Genomic DNA, 16,716 nt, shown 5'->3' on the forward strand with positions numbered 1-16,716 from the left:
CTGAGCCAACCCACTTTCCCCCTTTTGCTGTTTTGATGATGCCTGTGACCGACCTCTCTGTCTCCTCTCTCATTGATGCGGTTGAGCAAGCAGACTCGCCGGAACGACTGATTCAAGCGGTTCAGTCGTTGGCGGCGGCTCGATCGGAATTAAGCATTCCAACGTTAATTCGGGCGTTGGGGTTCAATAATCCTGCTGCTGCTGCTGCTGCTGTACAGGGGCTTATAGAGATGGGATCTCCAGCCGTTCGACCGTTGTTGGATTCCCTCGATGATTACAACTATGGAGCCAGGGCATGGTCAATTCGCGCCTTGGTGACAATTGCTGATCCAGAGGCACTGGCAGTCTTACAGGCAGCGGCGGCTCACGATTTTGCACCTAGTGTGCGGCGTGCAGCAACGAAAGGGTTAGGGGCACTGCGATGGTCGCTGTTACCCCTCTCCCAGCAAGTGGCGGCCCAACGCTCAGCAGCGGATATTTTGTTGACTGTGACTCAGGATACCGATTGGTCACTGCGATATGCGGCTGTCGTTGGGTTACAAGCGCTGGGTTTGGCCGCCGTTCAGCCCACCCTGCGGACTCAAATTGTTGATGCCCTTCAGCAGTTGGCTGAAACTGAATCAGACTTGGCGGTGCACGCCAGGGTTCGCAGGGCGATGGTGCAACTCGCGGACGTTCTTTCTCGCGATCGGGATCTAGACAATCTACCCCTGTTACCTTAACCGCTCCGATCTCTACTCATCCATCTAGATAGGTACCTACTGATGTCGATTCCCATTCTTGAAGTTAAGCCCAAAACTCAGAATCAACGAGTCGCTGGCTATGATGTGCTCGATGAAGATGATCCCCAGATTTATCGGTTGACAGACGCGATCGATGAGACGGATGTCACTGCGATTATTTGGGCAGCCTATCGCCAAATCTTTAGCGAACACTTAATCCTACAGAGCTATCGTCAGCCGCATTTGGAATCCCAGTTGCGTAATCGGGCCATCTCTGTCCGGGAATTTGTGCGCGGACTGGGTAAAACCGAGGTGTTTTGGGAGCAAATTGCTGAACTGAACTCTAATTACCGAGTCGTAGATCTGGTGTACAAGCGGTTTTTGGGACGCGCAACTTATGGAAAAGATGAGCAAATTGCCCAATCAATCGTCATTGCCACCAAGGGGCTGCACGGATTCATTGACTCAGTGGTAGATAGTGACGAGTACACTCGCAACTTCAGCGACGATATCGTGCCCTATCAGCGCCGCCGCATGGAAGGCCGTCCCTTTAACTTGGTGAACCCGCGCTACAGTGACTACTGGCGCAACCGTCAAATGGAACTGGGCTTATCAAGCCGATCGTACTATCAGGTGCGACAATATCAGGCAGGCGATCTCGATAAGAAAGTGATTCGCCAGGCGATTCCCAGCGCCTTTCTCAACATGGCGCAAAGCATGTTGATTCCGCAGCTAAACTCGCAACGAGATGTGGCGCGATCGACCTCAAGCAGCATCAAAATTCCTGACATGACCCGCGACGCCAGCACGGTCAAACCAACCGTCAAGCCTGTAGCTGTGGCACTGCCCTATCGCTATTTGCCATCCGATCCCAGGAAATAATTTCGATTCTAGTTTGGGTAGCTTTCCATATTAGCCTCGTCCAAGGCAGACCTACACACCTGCACCTGCGATCGAACAGTTCAACCAGCCCGATTGCCTTTAATCTCCATTTCGGATACCAATTATGTCTATTCCTCTACTCACCTACCGTCCATCCTCCCAAAACCATCGGGTAGCGGGGTATGAAGTTCCCAACGAAGATACTCCCTATATTTATCGCCTAGAAGACTGCACTGATAACAACGATCTCGAAGCGTTGATCTGGGCAGCCTATCGGCAGGTATTCAGTGAGCATGTGATTCTTAAGAGCAGCCGTCAACCAGACTTAGAGTCGCAACTGAAGAACCGATCGATTACCGTGCGCGATTTCATTCGGGGATTGGCCAAAACCGACACCTATCGCAAGCTGGTGATTGAAACCAACTCCAACTATCGGATTGTCGATTTGACCCTAAAGCGGCTGTTGGGCCGTTCTTCCTACAACGAAGACGAGCGCATTGCTTGGTCGATCAAAATCGCGACGGAAGGATTTGATGGCTTTGTCGATCAACTACTGGACAGTGAAGAATACAGCATCAACTTTGGCGACTTCACTGTGCCCTATCAACGTCGTCGCTTTAAAGATCGCCCCTTTAACCTAGTGACGCCACGCTATGGTAACTATTGGCGCGATCGGCTGGAAGAACAGCGCTATAAGCCAGGGAAAGTCAGCAACTTCCTGGATATGGCCCGATCGATCCAGATTAAACCCGTGGAATATCAGCCAGTCCAGACTGCCAACATTCAAATTCCCGATATGACCCAAACCGGCAAAACGGGAATTCCAGTTTCCATCAATCCAGTCGCCAGCTTTCCCGTGCGCTAAGTCGCTGAACGGTTGGCGATCGTTGCCTCACTGAAGCGACCAAATTACCTAACCCAAAGGGAGGTTTAGTATGACGTTGCCCTTACTGGAATACAAACCCACCACGCAAAATCAGCGGGTGCCAAGCTTCGGGATTGCTGATTTCAATGATGATACGCCCTATGTCTATCGCCTAGAAGATGCAACCTCCGCAGCAGATATGGACGAGTTAATTCAAGCTGCCTATCGCCAGGTGTTTAATGAGCAAGAAATGTTGCAATTTAATCGCCAGGTTGCGCTAGAAACTCAGCTAAAAAACCGCAGTATTTCGGTGCGCGATTTTATTCGCGGTTTAGCCAAGTCAGAGCGATTTTATCGCTTGGTGGTGGAACCCAACAACAACTATCGTCTTGTGGAGCTATCTCTAAAGCGCTTGCTGGGTCGATCGCCCTATAACCAGGATGAGGAGATTGCGTGGTCGGTTCAAATTGCTACTAAAGGCTGGAGCGCGTTTGTCGATGCGCTGATTGATAGTGCTGAATATGGACAAATGTTTGGAGACAACATTGTTCCTTACCAGCGCAAACGCATGAATGATCGCCCCTTTAGCTTTACGCCGCGCTATGGAGCCGACTATCGCGACAAGTTGCCTGTCGCTAAGCCCTATGTGCCTGAAGGTCGGTTTAACCTGAATTTCGATCAGCCGTTCCACCTACAAACCTTCCTTAAAACCACCCATTGGGGACGAGTGGCAGGCGTGTTGGTGTTGCTGACACTGGTATGCAGTTTCATGCTGACGATCGCCGCTTTCTCATCAAACGCTGGTGGTTAAACCGAGCCATGAAGTTGGATAAGTAAATGTAATTACCCGTCCCAATCCTTGAGATAATAAACCTTAAAGGATTTTTGCAACTATTAATCTGCCAATTCAACCAATAACAAGGGAGAAATTTGCATGGCACTGCCGTTGCTTGACTACAAACTATCAACTCAAAATCAAAGGGTTGCCAGCTTTGGTAAAGCGGATGAAGACGAAGATACGCCTTACATTTATCGCCTTGAAGACGCCGCTTCCAATCCCGAGATGGAAGAAGTCATCTGGGCTTGCTACCGGCAGGTGTTTAGTGAACACCAAACACTGAAATTTAACCGCCAGGCAGCGCTAGAGTCGCAGTTGAAAAACCGGGCTGTGACCGTGCGCGATTTCATTCGCGGTTTGGCCAAGTCTGAGCGCTTCTATAGCCAAGTTGTAGAAGTGAATGATAATTATCGTCTCGTGGAAATCTGCTTGAAGCGTCTTTTGGGTCGCGCCCCCTATAACCAAGATGAGAAGATTGCCTGGTCGATTAAAGTGGCGACGCTGGGCTACTATGGCTTCATCGATGCCCTATTGGACAGTGAAGAATACACCAATGCCTTTGGCGACTTCACGGTTCCCTATCAACGCAAGCGCATGGAAGGTCGTCCGTTTAACTTGGTGACGCCGCGCTACGGTGAAGATTTTCAAGAGAAAGTGGGTACGGTCAAGACCGATTGGCGATTTGTGGTGGAGAAGTTCTACTCGCGCAAATTCCAGGAACGTCAGCTTCCCGAAGGCGATCCCCGCAAGTTCCGCGAGATTGCTGCGTCGATCGCTCCCAAAGGCAATTATGCGCAAAGCATCCGTTCCTCTGAGATCGATTACCTCAACAAAGTGCCGTATCGAGGTAGACGGTAATAGAGAGTAGGGAATCGAGAATAGGAAATCGGGAGTAAGGTAGAGTCTCAAGCTAGTGGTTTGCTTCAATGCTTGGTGTATTGCTCCCTAAGACCTGACAACTGGCCCTAGAGCTTAGTTTCTCCACTCCCTAGACTGGATCTTGTGGCTGTTTCATCTGGCGTTTGCGATCGCTTCGCAATTTGTTAGTTGGGGCAGGGACAAGATCCAGTTGTTTTTGTTTTGTACTTTTTCTCCCATCATTTTGTTCACTCATTGGCGAAATGACACTTAGAACTTCACGGAGTTGAGATGAACGACTTGCTGAAACCCGACCCCGACATGCAATTCTGACTCATCATTATTGATAGCGTAATCTGTTAGTTTTCCATTCAGCTAAACCATGTCTGCTCCCCTCCCGACTTCCGACTTCCGACTTCCGACTCCCCGCACCTACGCCATTCTCGGTACGGGCGCACTCGGCGGCTTCTATGGCGCACGCTTGCAGCAGGCTGGCTGTGAGGTGCATTTTCTGTTGCGCAGTGACTATGAGCAGGTACAACAGCATGGATTAGTGGTGGAGTCGATCGACGGTGATTTCACGTTACCGCAAGTGAAGGCATACCGGACTGTGCAGGAGATGCCTACCTGCGATGTGGTCGTTGTGGCACTAAAAACCACTCAGAATCACCTGTTGCCAGAACTGTTGCCGCCGATCGTCAAACCAACCGGTGTGGTGCTAGTGCTGCAAAACGGCTGGGGCATTGAAACTCAGGTGGCAGAGCTTGTCGGAAGCGATCGCGTTATGGGTGGGTTGTGTTTTCTCTGTTCCAATAAAGTAGGACCGGGTCACATTCGTCACTTGGACTATGGGCAAATTACCCTAGCAGATTATGCGGCTGACTATGCGCCCTGTGGTATTACCGATCGCCTAAAACAAATTGCCAGCGATTTTGAGCAAGCAGGAATTGCGATCGAACTGGCGGAGGATCTATTGATTGCGCGCTGGAAAAAATTGATGTGGAATATTCCCTTTAATGGCTTGTCGGTGGTGCTGAATGCCACAACCGATGCTATGATGGCTCATCCGCAAACCCGCAGTTTGGCAAAATCGCTGATGCAGGAAGTTCAAGCAGGCTGTACGGCCTGTGCACGGTTTTTATCTGGCAGCGATCGATCGATCTCCTCAGACTTTATTGACACCATGTTGGACTACACGGCTAAGATGAAACCCTATCGAACGAGCATGAAGATCGATTACGATGCAGGGCAACCGCTAGAAGTAGAGGCCATTGTAGGTAATCCGCTGCGTATGGCTCAGCAAGCGGGCTTGGAACTGCCGCAAATGACTATGCTCTATCAGCAGTTAACATTTCTTGCTGCGCAGCAATCAAGCTAGTGGCGCATCTCCGTCCCTTTACAATTTGTCTTAGGATTTGTCATCTAGGGTTTTATCTTGGAAACCGCGCACAATCCGCGACAGTTCGTTCTTTTCATCTACCGAGACACGAGAGGGTGAACCACTGATAATCCGCTCGAAGTTGCGGAACGAGTCTCTGATTTCAGGTCCTTGATCGCTAATGACATACTCACGAATGCCCTTGTCATGCCAAGAGCCGCGCATTTTGAAGACGTTGATAGCCCGGGCCATTTCACCGCGAATTTCCACGTATTGCAGCAAAATGATAGTGTCGGTGATAGTGGAAATGTGAGAGTCGGTGATGGAGTGCGACCCCATGAACTGATCGGTAGTGTTGGTGAAGAATCCGGTAATTTCTTCCTGCTTAGCAAAGCCCGTCACGCCAATGACAAACTGCCGGAAGGCATTGTTACTGACCCCTCTGGCGAGGGCAGACAACGAGTCGATCGCAATCCGAGATGGCTTAAACTCAGAGATCTCAGACTTGATAATCTGTAAGTGATCTTCAAGTCCTGCCGATTCGGGATAAGCACAAATGATTTTGAGTAGGCCCTTTTGCTCCATATCTTCAAAATCAATGCCCCATGAGTAGGCATTGCGCGATAGCTGCGCCCGCGATTCTTCATAGGCAAACAGCAGGGCTCGTTCATTGATGATACAGCCGTCTTGCAGAAACTTGCTCACCAACAAGGTTTTGCCGGTTCCCGTTGCTCCGGTCGCCAAGATAATTGAATCTTTGAAGAAGCCACCGCCACACATTTCGTCCAAAGTTTTGACCCCAGACGACACCCGCACATTCGACGATCGCTGGGTGAGGCGCATGGCTCCCAACGGAAAAATATTCACACCCTGATTGGTGATAGTAAAGGGGTATTCGCCCTTCATGTGAGTGGTGCCGCGCAATTTCAAAATTTCGATTGTGCGGCGGCGGCGCTCCCCTTCTAGAACATTGCGAACAATCACGACATTATCCGAGACAAACTCTTCAACGCCAAACCGAGCCACTGGCCCATATTCTTCAACCCGCTCGGTGGTCATAATCGTAGTTGCCCCAACTTGCTTTAAGCGAGCCACTAGCCGAAAAATTTCTCGCCGCACCACCGACACCGCATCATACTGCTGAAACACCGCCGTCACCGAGTCGATCGACACGCGCTTGGCTTTATATTTGCGAATGGCGTACTGAATGCGTTCAATCAAGGCCGACAGATCAAAATTGCCGATGACATCCTGTCCTTCGGGATCAGGAGACGCATCTAAAATGAACAGCTTGCCTTCATCAACGAGTTTCTGAAGGTCCCAACCAAAGCTATAGGCATTCTTGATAATATCAGCGGGGGATTCTTCAAAGGTGACGAAGATCCCGGCTTCATCAAACTGAGTGATACCGTTATATAAAAATTGAACCGCAATGAGGGTTTTCCCTGTGCCCGATGTCCCACTCACCAGGGTGGTTCTGCCGACGGGTAATCCACCATGACTGATGTCGTCAAATCCTTCGATCAAAGTGCGGATTTTTTGGACACCTACTACCGTAAGACTTCGTTGCTGTCCATCCTGGTTTGCTTGGGTCATTTGTCGTAGCCTTTTCTGGAGAAGTGTTTAGATAGAAGTGTGCGATAGAATACAAATTGTGGATGCAAAGGTTGCTATAAGGCTGTAACAATTAAAGAGGGATGGTTGCTCGAAATGCTGAGAAAGGCTTGAACAAAGTTGCTTCATAGACTAAGTAGGGTCTGTCATCTAGTAGAGTTTTCAATAGGATGAATTAGCGTTGCTGGGGCATTTCTCGCCAATTGCACAGCCAAGCCATCATCTGCTCAACCAAGCGGGTTCATCCGTCAACGGAACGACTGCGATTGCCCATTCACCGGAACCAGAAGATTGGATAATTTACAAAAGGCTAGTTTAGCAGATGATTATGCCAATCAGATTCTTCTTAAATAACCAGGGCACTGGCTCTGGTTAACATAGCCAACACTAATGGGATTCAGTCATCAGAACCGAGCAAATCGCAAAATTTTATTGGTCTTGAAGTTCTTCTAATTCTTCCTCCTGTAACTCATCATAAAGAAGATCTAGACCAATTAAGACTCTTTCGCGATCGGAGAGATCCCCAATGATTTTGCGGACTGGCGGCGGTAGAATTTTAGCTAACGTGGGGGTTGCTAAAATCTTGTCTTCCTCTGCCAATTGCGGGTTTTTTAAAACATCAATAACCTTTAGCGCGTATACGCCTTGAAACTCTTTCTCCAAGATATTATTCAGCGTCTTAAGTGCCCGCACTGAGTTGGGTGTATTGCCAGCGACATAGAGCTTGAGAATGTAAGTTTTTTTTAATGGACTCATGGGTTTGGCGTAGACACCTTAGGTTGAGGATAAAGAATAAGCAGCGTCTTGGGGCATCATAATACTGTTTTATCGAGATCGCCGAATCACCACACTTTTTTGTAATACTTAGATGTGTAATTTCTTTGCTGGTAAGACGTAGTTGGATTGAACCGGCGAGTTATTGCTTAGAAGGTTTCCCTCTTATGATTCTCGAGGAATTGAACGTCGATACATTTCACACAGGTGGGCAATAGTATCAATAAGGGTTAGACGATAATCAAGAAGGATTTCTTCGCTACGCCCTTCTAGCTTGAGTTGCTTAGCAAATTCGTCCATCAAATCCATGTGAATTTCGACAATCTGTGAAACTGGAACATCGGCAAAAAACGCAACATTAACAAAGTTATCAATTTTTTGGTTTAGATCTGGTTCATCAGAGAAGTATGTCAGGATAATTTCGCGATACTCCTGTCTCAATTGCTGCAACAGTTCTTCTCGTTGAGGCTGAGCCATATGGCGAAGAAAGTTTTGCGGGTTTCTTTTGTAGTACACGCCAAGGTATCCGAGCCGTTCTTTTAGTTTTTCAGCTAGGCGTATTTGTTGAGCCTTTAAAGAAAGAGATTGTTGAGTAATCGATCGCTCTACCGAATCGGCAGCCGGGAAGGCAGCGACGGGTTGTTGGGTGGAGGAAAGCTGAATGAATTGACCAATGGCATGATTGATCGCCCAGCCTAGTTGATGCAGTTGAGTCTTGGAAAGATAGACCAGCGCGGAATGATATGTGGCTTGCAGCTTAGCCAAGAGTTCAGCATGAGATGAACCCGTCTCTGCTACCACCACCACTGGAAATAACAAAGCCTGATGTTGCAGATCAGCCAACAACTGGATTAGCTCAGCAGAGTCTTGTAGAATCAGACAGTCAATATGACGTGTGTCCCGTCCAATGAAGCGATAAAACTCCTGTGCCGATCGAAAAGACGTGATATGATAGCGCCCATCGTCTTGGTGCCCAGACGCCACACTCAAGAACTGAGGAAGGGATTGAACCAAGTCATCGGACGTATAGAAAATGCAAATTGACAGAGGAGAGCGCAAAGTCTTGACTTAGAAATGAACAGCAAACTAGACAACATGGAGACACAAGGTTGCACCGCACAACCCAGTTACAAATCTTTGCTATTTTAGAATACTTAACAACTATTGTAGTTGAAAAGTTACGGTTCTCTAGCGGAGATAGCCATAATTAAAGTAGCTCTCTACAATGAGGATCTACGCGATTGAAAGGAGATGAATCGAGAGCGGCTGATTCTATTGAGTGATGCTGTTGAATGGCAGTGTATCGGCACTGTACTTATATTGCACTGTTCTTGGGAGTTTGGGCTGGGCGCTAGAGCATTGAGTTTAAAAAAATTCTTCTACTCATTGGGTCAGGGTTGAGCATCGATCGGGTTATCGTCGATGGTCGCCATCCCAACGGCAACGTAGGGTGATTTCGCATTAATTTTGGATGCAATATTGGCTCCTGTACGAGCAACCACACACCATGAACACGGTCTCACTGCGGGAATTTGTTCTTTCTGTCTCAGCTTGTGTTGAGACGACATCTCTGATTGACGTGTGGCAGTTGTTTCAGGCTGGGCACCATCAGCTTGTGGTTGTTAATACCCAACAGCACCCTCTAGGAGTCTTCACGCTGCAACATTGGCTGCATTTTTGTTTGTCCGATCGGCCATCAAAGACCCTCCATCTTCAAGACACTGGGCTTCAAAACAGTCGAACTCGAAGAGTTGAACGCGCTGAACAGCTTACTAGGGACAGCAGGTTAACGGGTGTGCAGTCTGAAGTGGAATTATTTCGCTGTGTGCTTGATCCTAGCAGTACACTTGCCCTTGTTTTAGACTACTTAGATCCCGTCGTGGTGTTGCCGATGGACTGGCAACTCGAGCAACTTCAACCCTACTTTGCTGCCATCGATCAGCCTTGGGTGTTGATTGATGCCATTGGACAGTATGTTGGAATGGTCGATCGGCTGCGGCTTTTACAACGTTTGACGAGTCCTACATTATCACCTGGGTTTTCTTCAAAGTTAAGCCCAACCTCCCCCACTCCGATTGCGAGGGAGATGACCGTATCCCCATCGGCGATCGATCCTCCTGAAGCCCTTCACCCTTGTGGTTCAACAATGCCAGCGATCGATCCATTAATCGATCTACTAGAGCGCATTCCAGTTCCCCTCATGCTGCAAACGAGTAATGGGCGAATCATTACCCAAAATTTGGTCTGGCGGCAACAGGTGAGTAGTTTACAAGATCCCACCCACCTAGGGCGAGAGGTGGCGGTTGTGTTAGAGTCTACCCACTGGGAACAGTCTGATGCGCCTACCGATTCAATGGCTCATCCCCTTACCCATCTTCAGGATGCTGCCGTTGCGTCGGATTTGGACATGTTACAGCCGAGTAGTTGGCAAAAGCCGAGAGGGACTGCCGCTTCTCGTCATGTTGGGGTTTGTCGGCTGAGCAGCGAACCAAACGGCTGTGTCTGTGTGTGTCCGCTTAAAAATGGTCAAGAGCGTATCTGGAAATTCTTGAAAGTGCCGATGGGGTTGACCTCAGCCCGCACAACGGAGCATTCACTCGATCCTCAAGCGAGGGGCACTCAGACTGACAGCACCAATAACCTGACCCAATTTAAGCTGGCAACTTTAGGCTTTAATCCTGATCCGGAGTGGCGATCGCTGGCGCAGACTGAATTTTTGTGGCTAATTTTGGCGCATGACATTACTGAACAACATCAAATTGCTAGGGAACTGGCTGCCAAGAATGCCGATTTGGTACAACTGAATCGCCTCAAGGATGAATTTTTGTCGTGTATTAGCCATGAACTTAAGACCCCCTTAACGGCTGTGTTGGGGCTATCAAGTTTGTTAAAAGACCAGGCCTTGGGGAAACTGAATGAGCGCCAGTCTCGCTATGCCCGCCTCATTCACCAAAGCGGCCGTCACCTGATTTCGATCGTCAATGACATTTTGGATTTGACACGCATTGAAACCGGACAGATGGAGTTGACGCTGGAACCTGTGCGCATTGAAACCATTTGTCGCAGTGCTTATCAACAAGCTCGGCAACTTCATTCCGCCGGAAACAGCACCGATCCAGCCAATCCTACTGATACTGTCAGTCGGTTCCATTTGGAAATTTGCGATCAACTGGAAACATTAGTAGCCGATGAACTGCGCTTGCGACAAATGCTGTGCCATCTGTTGTCAAATGCCCTGAAATTTACGGCTCCAGAGGGAGAAATTGGGCTGCGTATTGAGAAATGGGAAGGTTGGATTGCCTTCACTGTTTGGGATACAGGTATTGGCATTCCAGTCGATAAACAGCATTTAATTTTTCAGAAGTTTCAGCAACTTGAAAGCCCCATGACACGCCAGTTTGAGGGAACTGGCTTGGGGCTAGTTTTGACGCAACGGTTGGCTCGCTTGCACGGTGGCGATATCACCTTTACTTCAATCGAAGGTCAAGGCAGTGAATTTACGCTGTTGCTGCCGCCTAGCCCCCCTCAAGCTACGGCAGAACAGAAGGAAGACGCCAAGCGCCACACGCCTTCTCCAAATCTCATCACTTCTCAAAATCGCTTAATGCTGGTTGTCGAAGCTGATCCATCGCTCATTGAATCAACCTCCCATCAAATTTTAGAGTTGGGCTATCGGGTGGCCATTGCCCGATCGGGAACGGAAGCTTTGGAGAAAATTCGTCGTTTACAGCCTGCAATTGTGTTTCTCAATCCATTGTTGCCGCTGCTGTCGGGTTGGGATGTGCTGACGCTGCTGAAAGCGGATGAAGAAACTCGCCATATTCCGGTCGTTATTACCGCAACACGAGCCGATCGTGAGCAAGCCTCTCAAAACGGAGCCAATGCGTTTTTAAGCTTACCCATCCGCGCCGAGGCATTGCAGCGATGCACAAATCGTCTAGTGGAACAGTTTACGGCTGAGCCGTCTGCTAACTCCCCCAGTTTGACCGTGTTGTATCTCAATGGCAATACCCTGCCGTCTTCAGAGGTATCTACGGTAGAGATCACCCCGGCGGCGTCTGATGATTCGCTTTCAGACTTGCAAGATCTAACCAGTTTGCTACATCCCTATCAATGTCGGGTTCTGGAAGTAGAAGATCTAGATCAGGCCGATCTGCTTGCCCAGGTTTGGAATCCTAATGTGATAGTGATTGGAGGTACGTTCGCTGAACCGCTGTTGTATATGCGACAACTGGTTAACTATCCCGAACTGGCAGCCTTGCCGATCGTCACCTTAACCGTCGAAATTACCCATGCAGCTAACGTTACTCCAGGGTTATCGGTATTCCCCTGCTTAGTCTCTGCTGAACGATCCGATCCGCCTACCCAACCCCAACCGATTCAACAACCTACCAGTTCAGCCTTGTGGCAAGTGATTCAGATGGCGGCTGGAATTCATTGGACACCGCACATTTTAATTGCTGATGTCTCAGCCTTAGAAGATGCGTGGGCCAGCGCCGCCCCTTCCGATTTGTACCCGCAGGCCCACTACAGTCCCAATCCACCTAGGTCTTTGAATTCAACCCAGGCGTTGGTGCACTATATGCAAATGGCTGGATTTCGCAGTTCCGTAGGGCATTCTTGGCAACAGGTCGTCCAACAGTTAGAACATCACAGTGTTGATTTGCTACTGCTTTGCGTCCATTCTTCCAGTAACTTGCATCCTCTGTTTCTCGACATCATTGAGACGATCGAACGTCTCAATCCGAAACCGCCAATTTTGGTTTGGAACTGCCGTTCGGATGCTGATCCTGCTAGCCGTGAAGACATGCAACAGTTTCAACAGCGTTGGAGTACGATCGCCACCGACATTTTGCCTGCGTCGCTGCCTGTTCCAGAGTTGCTTACCCGAATTAATCAAGTGCTCACCGAGCGGTAGGATGAGGGGAGGGAAATAGGGAACAGGGGAGATGAGGAATTAAAATCTATCCATTCCGCTACTACGTTGCTGGCTTTGTTTCAAGCTCACTTTTTCCACCACAATCCAGTTACCCGATCGATTCAGTCTACCCTGAAGTTGGAGGTGGTCTCCGGTGCGGTAGTGCTGTAGCTGCTGATTGATGTCATGCCATAGGGTGACTAAGCAAAAGGTATGCCCTGACCACTCGATTGGCTCCGAGAGCAGAATTGTATAGGACTGGAATGCTTGTTGTCGGAACACTCCGATGAAAGTTTGGACAGAAGCACTGAGGGGCAAGGTAGGGGCAGGAACGGCTGCTGGACACAGACCATCGGCTGGATAGCGATCGGGATGGGTAAGATAATACTGCTGCCACTGCAACCAGTCTGGATGATGGGGCGGTAAGTTAAACAAGGGTACGATCGCGGCCGGAGCAACTGGATCATGAAGCAGGGCCATTTGGAGGTCTTCCACGGGTAACGATCGCGGTTGGCATCGTCGTTCGACACATAGGGCGGCTGCCATACCAGCCGCTTGCCCGATCCCTAACACAACAGGCTGCAAGCGCGTTGCACCGTTGGCAATATGAGACACCGAAATATTCTTTTCGCCAACCAACAAGCCATCTATAGTGGCTGGAATCAGGCAACGGTAGGGCAGGGTAAACGGTGTGCCTGTCCAACGCCCTCCCCAACGAACGGATTTTGCGGTCAAGGAAAACTCATAGCCCGGATAGTGATGATCGTTAGCATAATTACCGAGGGCGATCGGCTCGGCTCGTCCTGAAGCGTCGATGGGTAATTCAGCAACGTGGCCGTTAGGCAAAGGCAAAATATTCTGTTCACATACTGTCACCAATCCTTGCACTCGTCGGCTTTCTCGGTAGTAGGGGTGCAGCGCAAAGGCTCCCCCTCCAATTCCGGTTGCCAATCTGGGGAAGGTGGTTTCCGCCAACCCATAGCGTCGCCCCAGTTGAGCTTGCAAAAACTGAGCATAGCGCTGGCTGTGCCAGTGGGCCTCTTGCAAAAAGTCTGCGCGGGCGGCTGTTGATTCGACTAACCGATCGAGCTTCACTCCATAGTCATTGCCGTGCTGCGGCCAGTTGATCATGAATCGATCGCTCGGCAACCGACCGTAATTGAGGAACTGCTCGGTTCCGTAGCCGTCCCAGGTCTGAGTAAACGATTGCAGTCCGAATGATTGCAACTCTGGCGGCATAGCGGGATCAAGAACTATAGCTGGAGCCTTATCCGTACTGCCAAAATCTTGTAGCACAAACACCCACGTTGGAGCTTGCACAGAATACTGTTGCGTTAAGTTGTTAGGTCCTGAAGGGGCACTGGGTTCTTGCCATTGCGATTGCCACTCCCATCCCCAACGATAGGGCACATCAGCCAGTGCCAGCACATCCCCCAGTTCTGTCGCATCGATCGTTAGTTTCGAGCGCACGACATAATCGGCAAACCGAACACCGACAATGCGATTGCCCGATGTCAAGACCTCTAGGGGAACTTGTCCTGAAATCCAATGTAAATTAGGTAATGCCTGTACCCAATCGGCAAAAATAGCCGCGCCAATCTGAGGCTCGTAGGTGAAGAAGCTCACCCATGCATGATCTAGTCCATGAGGCTGTCGCTGCTGTAATGCTTGTAAAAACGCTCCCCACAGTCCCGTTTGAAAGGCAGCTAGTTCATTGCCATCGGGAGCCGCTACGCCCGCCGCTGTTAACATTCCTCCCAACCAGGAAAATTCACTGACTAATATTGTGGTTGCTCCCCGACGCGCCGCTTGAATGGCTGCCGTCGTTCCTCCCGTTCCTCCACCCACAATCAGAACATCGGCTTCCAGTGCATTCATCTTGAGTCTGTGTTTTCAAACTTGTTGCGCTAAGCACGGCACACTGCTTTCTGAAGCAATGTAAAGCGCCAGAACCAAATTGGTGGCCCCAGCGCTCTACAGTTAGGTATTCACAGGGATTTATAATTAGGGTCTTTATATCGGCTGACCCCATTTGAACACTTTTAAGTGTGACAGAAACTTCGAGATTTCTTCGTTTTTTTAATGTTTCCTTAATTCGGGGCGATCGCTATCTAAACATAAGCTAAAACACCAGGGATCAAAGCAGAATGAGACAGCGACGATCGTTGTCAATCCCCAAAAAATCTCTCAAAGCGCAAGAATCCAAACCAGTTCTGGTTGATATGTTCTGCCTCGATCGGACAACAGAAACAACTAAACTAGAACAACAGCTAAACTAGTACCAACGCGGCAGGTTGCTTAGTTTCGCTGTCGATAGGAGTTGTTACTAACACGATGGGTCTCTGAGTGAAGAGCAGAGGGTTGGGGAGGTGAGGGCCAGAGCGTCGCACATCGTGGTAGGCGAGTTTTGATTGGATGGTTCATATTGCTAGGGTAGTTGGTTCTGAGCCAAGGGCTTGTGCAATAAAAGTTGTCGGGGACGCCCCAGCACCCAGCCCAACGGGTTCGCGTCGATTGACTTCAGTCGATAGCCCGCCTTCCAATACAGCCGTCGCGCTCGATGGTTATTTTCCAACACATGCAAATATAAATCGTGAAAGCCCCAGTCTGATGCGACCCGTTCTGAGGTCTGCAAAAGTTGTTGAGCCACTCCTTGACGCCGATACTCTTCTTGCACCGCCAAATTAGAAAGATACAGATAGCGATTACGACAAAATGGATTCAACGATGGGCGTCGCAGCGAAATTTCGACTGTGCCAATAATACGATCGCTTGCCTCTTTCACAATCTGGTGCGTCTCGGTCAGATCAGCGCTAGTCGAATACGTTCCATTCAAACTAGCTCCAATAGGCAACACTGCGACCAAGCAAGTGTAGTATCGCTTGGGTGCTTGCAAGCGAGTCCGCAAGTCTTCATAAATACCCACTCGCAGCACTGGATATAACCATCCCAGCACACCCTCTTGACGGTGAAAACTTTGCGCCAACAGTTCTGCCAAATGGAATAGGTCGGTATGGCGAACAGTTCGGACAAAAAAGGGTAACTTGAGAGGAGGCAACGGCTCCCACCTCTGGGGTAAGGGGAAAAGTGACAAGGCTTTGATAAAGGTGATGATCTGGCGATCGTGGGAAAACATAACCCTATTTTAATACTGACACTTCTCAGGTGGGGACGGGTTACTCGTTGCTTGAACATGGGTACTCTAACGTCAGAGAACCTCATGAACAGCATAGTCTACATGGGGAAATCCGCGGCTGTTCTTTAAAGATGCTGTTTTAGAGCTAAATCATCCAGTAACCCTAGGTGAAATCATTGGCGTGGCTTTATCCCTCCACCTCTTTGCCCAAGGAGGGCATTTGATTCCGGTGCTGCAATCTTGCTTGCTAGTGCAGTTTCAACGCACCTGCTTCGCGATCACCAAACTGCTCTTACCCTAAATCTCTCAGGTTTGGGAGAGACTTCAAACCTATTTGGCTCCCCTTTTCCAAAACTTAGGAGTAGGGGGTGGAGGATGAGGGAAAAATGCAGCTTGCACAACCGCTTTCCTGAAGTTTCACTAGGGGGGTGAAAGAAATCAAACCGATCGTTGACAACTTGGCTCTTAATAAAGCGCGGTTACTGGGGCGCAATGGTCATCCCTACTAGCTATTTCTGTTCGCTGTTTTTAGTTAGTTTCTGGTCGGTTGCACAGTTTTATCCCAGGTCATGAATCACTGGGCGTTGCTGCTACTCATGACCAATGCTTGGGTTGTCCCTCGGGTTGCATCACAATCAACTGTTCAAACCGTTATTTCAAGCGTAGTTGTGTCTTTGCTCAAACAATGGATAGATTGCATGACATGCCTGTCACCTCGTCCGAGCGAATTC

12 protein-coding genes are annotated in these 16,716 nt (G+C 49.2%); 7 read left to right on the forward strand and 5 right to left on the reverse strand.

The window, feature by feature from the left end:
* The first annotated feature begins 44 nt into the window (after positions 1 to 44).
* The 6 genes from OXH18_RS15010 to OXH18_RS15035 all read left to right on the forward strand — a co-directional run bounded on the left by OXH18_RS15010 (position 45) and on the right by OXH18_RS15035 (position 5,543).
* The gene (locus OXH18_RS15010; RefSeq protein WP_268607912.1) at positions 45 to 722 is read left to right on the forward strand and encodes a HEAT repeat domain-containing protein; all 678 of its coding nucleotides are present in this window, start codon (positions 45 to 47) and stop codon (positions 720 to 722) included.
* A 42-nt stretch (positions 723 to 764) separates the two neighbouring features.
* The gene (locus tag OXH18_RS15015; RefSeq protein ID WP_268607913.1) at positions 765 to 1,604 is read left to right on the forward strand and encodes a phycobilisome rod-core linker polypeptide; all 840 of its coding nucleotides are present in this window, start codon (positions 765 to 767) and stop codon (positions 1,602 to 1,604) included.
* A 124-nt stretch (positions 1,605 to 1,728) separates the two neighbouring features.
* Positions 1,729 to 2,469 carry a phycobilisome rod-core linker polypeptide gene (locus OXH18_RS15020; protein ID WP_268607914.1) on the forward strand — a complete coding sequence of 247 codons (741 nt, stop codon included), beginning with the start codon at positions 1,729 to 1,731 and terminating at the stop codon, positions 2,467 to 2,469.
* A 70-nt stretch (positions 2,470 to 2,539) separates the two neighbouring features.
* Complete coding sequence (locus OXH18_RS15025) at positions 2,540 to 3,280, forward strand: phycobilisome rod-core linker polypeptide (RefSeq protein WP_268607915.1); 741 nt, start codon at positions 2,540 to 2,542, stop codon at positions 3,278 to 3,280.
* Between the two features lie 123 nt (positions 3,281 to 3,403).
* Entirely contained in the window at positions 3,404 to 4,165 is a 762-nt protein-coding gene (locus OXH18_RS15030; RefSeq protein WP_268607916.1) for a phycobilisome rod-core linker polypeptide, read from the forward strand.
* 382 nt (positions 4,166 to 4,547) lie between these two features.
* On the forward strand, positions 4,548 to 5,543 hold the full coding sequence (locus OXH18_RS15035; RefSeq protein ID WP_268607917.1) for a putative 2-dehydropantoate 2-reductase: 996 nt from the start codon (positions 4,548 to 4,550) through the stop codon (positions 5,541 to 5,543).
* A 30-nt stretch (positions 5,544 to 5,573) separates the two neighbouring features.
* Here the strand turns inward: OXH18_RS15035 and kaiC are convergent, their stop codons facing one another.
* The 3 genes from kaiC to OXH18_RS15050 form a co-directional block, all read right to left on the reverse strand.
* Positions 5,574 to 7,139: a circadian clock protein KaiC gene (gene kaiC / locus OXH18_RS15040; RefSeq protein WP_268607918.1), complete on the reverse strand. Its 1,566-nt coding sequence runs from the start codon at positions 7,137 to 7,139 to the stop codon at positions 5,574 to 5,576.
* 447 nt (positions 7,140 to 7,586) lie between these two features.
* Positions 7,587 to 7,913, reverse strand: a complete 327-nt coding sequence (kaiB, locus tag OXH18_RS15045) for a circadian clock protein KaiB (RefSeq protein ID WP_268607919.1) — start codon at positions 7,911 to 7,913, stop codon at positions 7,587 to 7,589.
* A 183-nt stretch (positions 7,914 to 8,096) separates the two neighbouring features.
* On the reverse strand, positions 8,097 to 8,990 hold the full coding sequence (locus OXH18_RS15050) for a circadian clock protein KaiA (protein ID WP_268607920.1): 894 nt from the start codon (positions 8,988 to 8,990) through the stop codon (positions 8,097 to 8,099).
* A gap of 448 nt (positions 8,991 to 9,438) precedes the next feature.
* On the opposite strand from OXH18_RS15050, the gene OXH18_RS15055 reads away from it, so the two are divergent.
* Positions 9,439 to 12,849 carry an ATP-binding response regulator gene (locus tag OXH18_RS15055; RefSeq protein WP_268607921.1) on the forward strand — a complete coding sequence of 1,137 codons (3,411 nt, stop codon included), beginning with the start codon at positions 9,439 to 9,441 and terminating at the stop codon, positions 12,847 to 12,849.
* A gap of 39 nt (positions 12,850 to 12,888) precedes the next feature.
* Here OXH18_RS15055 and OXH18_RS15060 read toward each other — a convergent pair whose 3' ends face one another.
* Together OXH18_RS15060 and OXH18_RS15065 are read right to left on the reverse strand one after the other, a co-directional pair.
* Entirely contained in the window at positions 12,889 to 14,727 is a 1,839-nt protein-coding gene (locus tag OXH18_RS15060; RefSeq protein ID WP_268607922.1) for an FAD-dependent oxidoreductase, read from the reverse strand.
* A gap of 550 nt (positions 14,728 to 15,277) precedes the next feature.
* A complete protein-coding gene (locus OXH18_RS15065; protein WP_268607923.1) occupies positions 15,278 to 15,985 on the reverse strand; it encodes a GNAT family N-acetyltransferase in 708 nt (235 codons plus the stop codon).
* Between the last annotated feature and the right edge of the window lie 731 nt (positions 15,986 to 16,716).

Source organism: Thermocoleostomius sinensis A174 (assembly GCF_026802175.1).
Classification (GTDB): domain Bacteria; phylum Cyanobacteriota; class Cyanobacteriia; order Elainellales; family Elainellaceae; genus Thermocoleostomius; species Thermocoleostomius sinensis.

Bases quoted from the DNA above. Each gene is read 5' to 3' on its own strand.
- OXH18_RS15015 (WP_268607913.1), top strand. From the start codon at position 765: ATGTCGATTCCCATTCTTGAAGTTAAGCCCAAAACTCAGAATCAACGA.
- OXH18_RS15030 (WP_268607916.1), top strand. From the start codon at position 3,404: ATGGCACTGCCGTTGCTTGACTACAAACTATCAACTCAAAATCAAAGG.
- kaiC (WP_268607918.1), bottom strand. From the start codon at position 7,139: ATGACCCAAGCAAACCAGGATGGACAGCAACGAAGTCTTACGGTAGTA.
- kaiB (WP_268607919.1), bottom strand. From the start codon at position 7,913: ATGAGTCCATTAAAAAAAACTTACATTCTCAAGCTCTATGTCGCTGGC.
- OXH18_RS15025 (WP_268607915.1), top strand. From the start codon at position 2,540: ATGACGTTGCCCTTACTGGAATACAAACCCACCACGCAAAATCAGCGG.
- OXH18_RS15060 (WP_268607922.1), bottom strand. From the start codon at position 14,727: ATGAATGCACTGGAAGCCGATGTTCTGATTGTGGGTGGAGGAACGGGA.
- OXH18_RS15035 (WP_268607917.1), top strand. From the start codon at position 4,548: ATGTCTGCTCCCCTCCCGACTTCCGACTTCCGACTTCCGACTCCCCGC.
- OXH18_RS15065 (WP_268607923.1), bottom strand. From the start codon at position 15,985: ATGTTTTCCCACGATCGCCAGATCATCACCTTTATCAAAGCCTTGTCA.
- OXH18_RS15055 (WP_268607921.1), top strand. From the start codon at position 9,439: ATGAACACGGTCTCACTGCGGGAATTTGTTCTTTCTGTCTCAGCTTGT.
- OXH18_RS15020 (WP_268607914.1), top strand. From the start codon at position 1,729: ATGTCTATTCCTCTACTCACCTACCGTCCATCCTCCCAAAACCATCGG.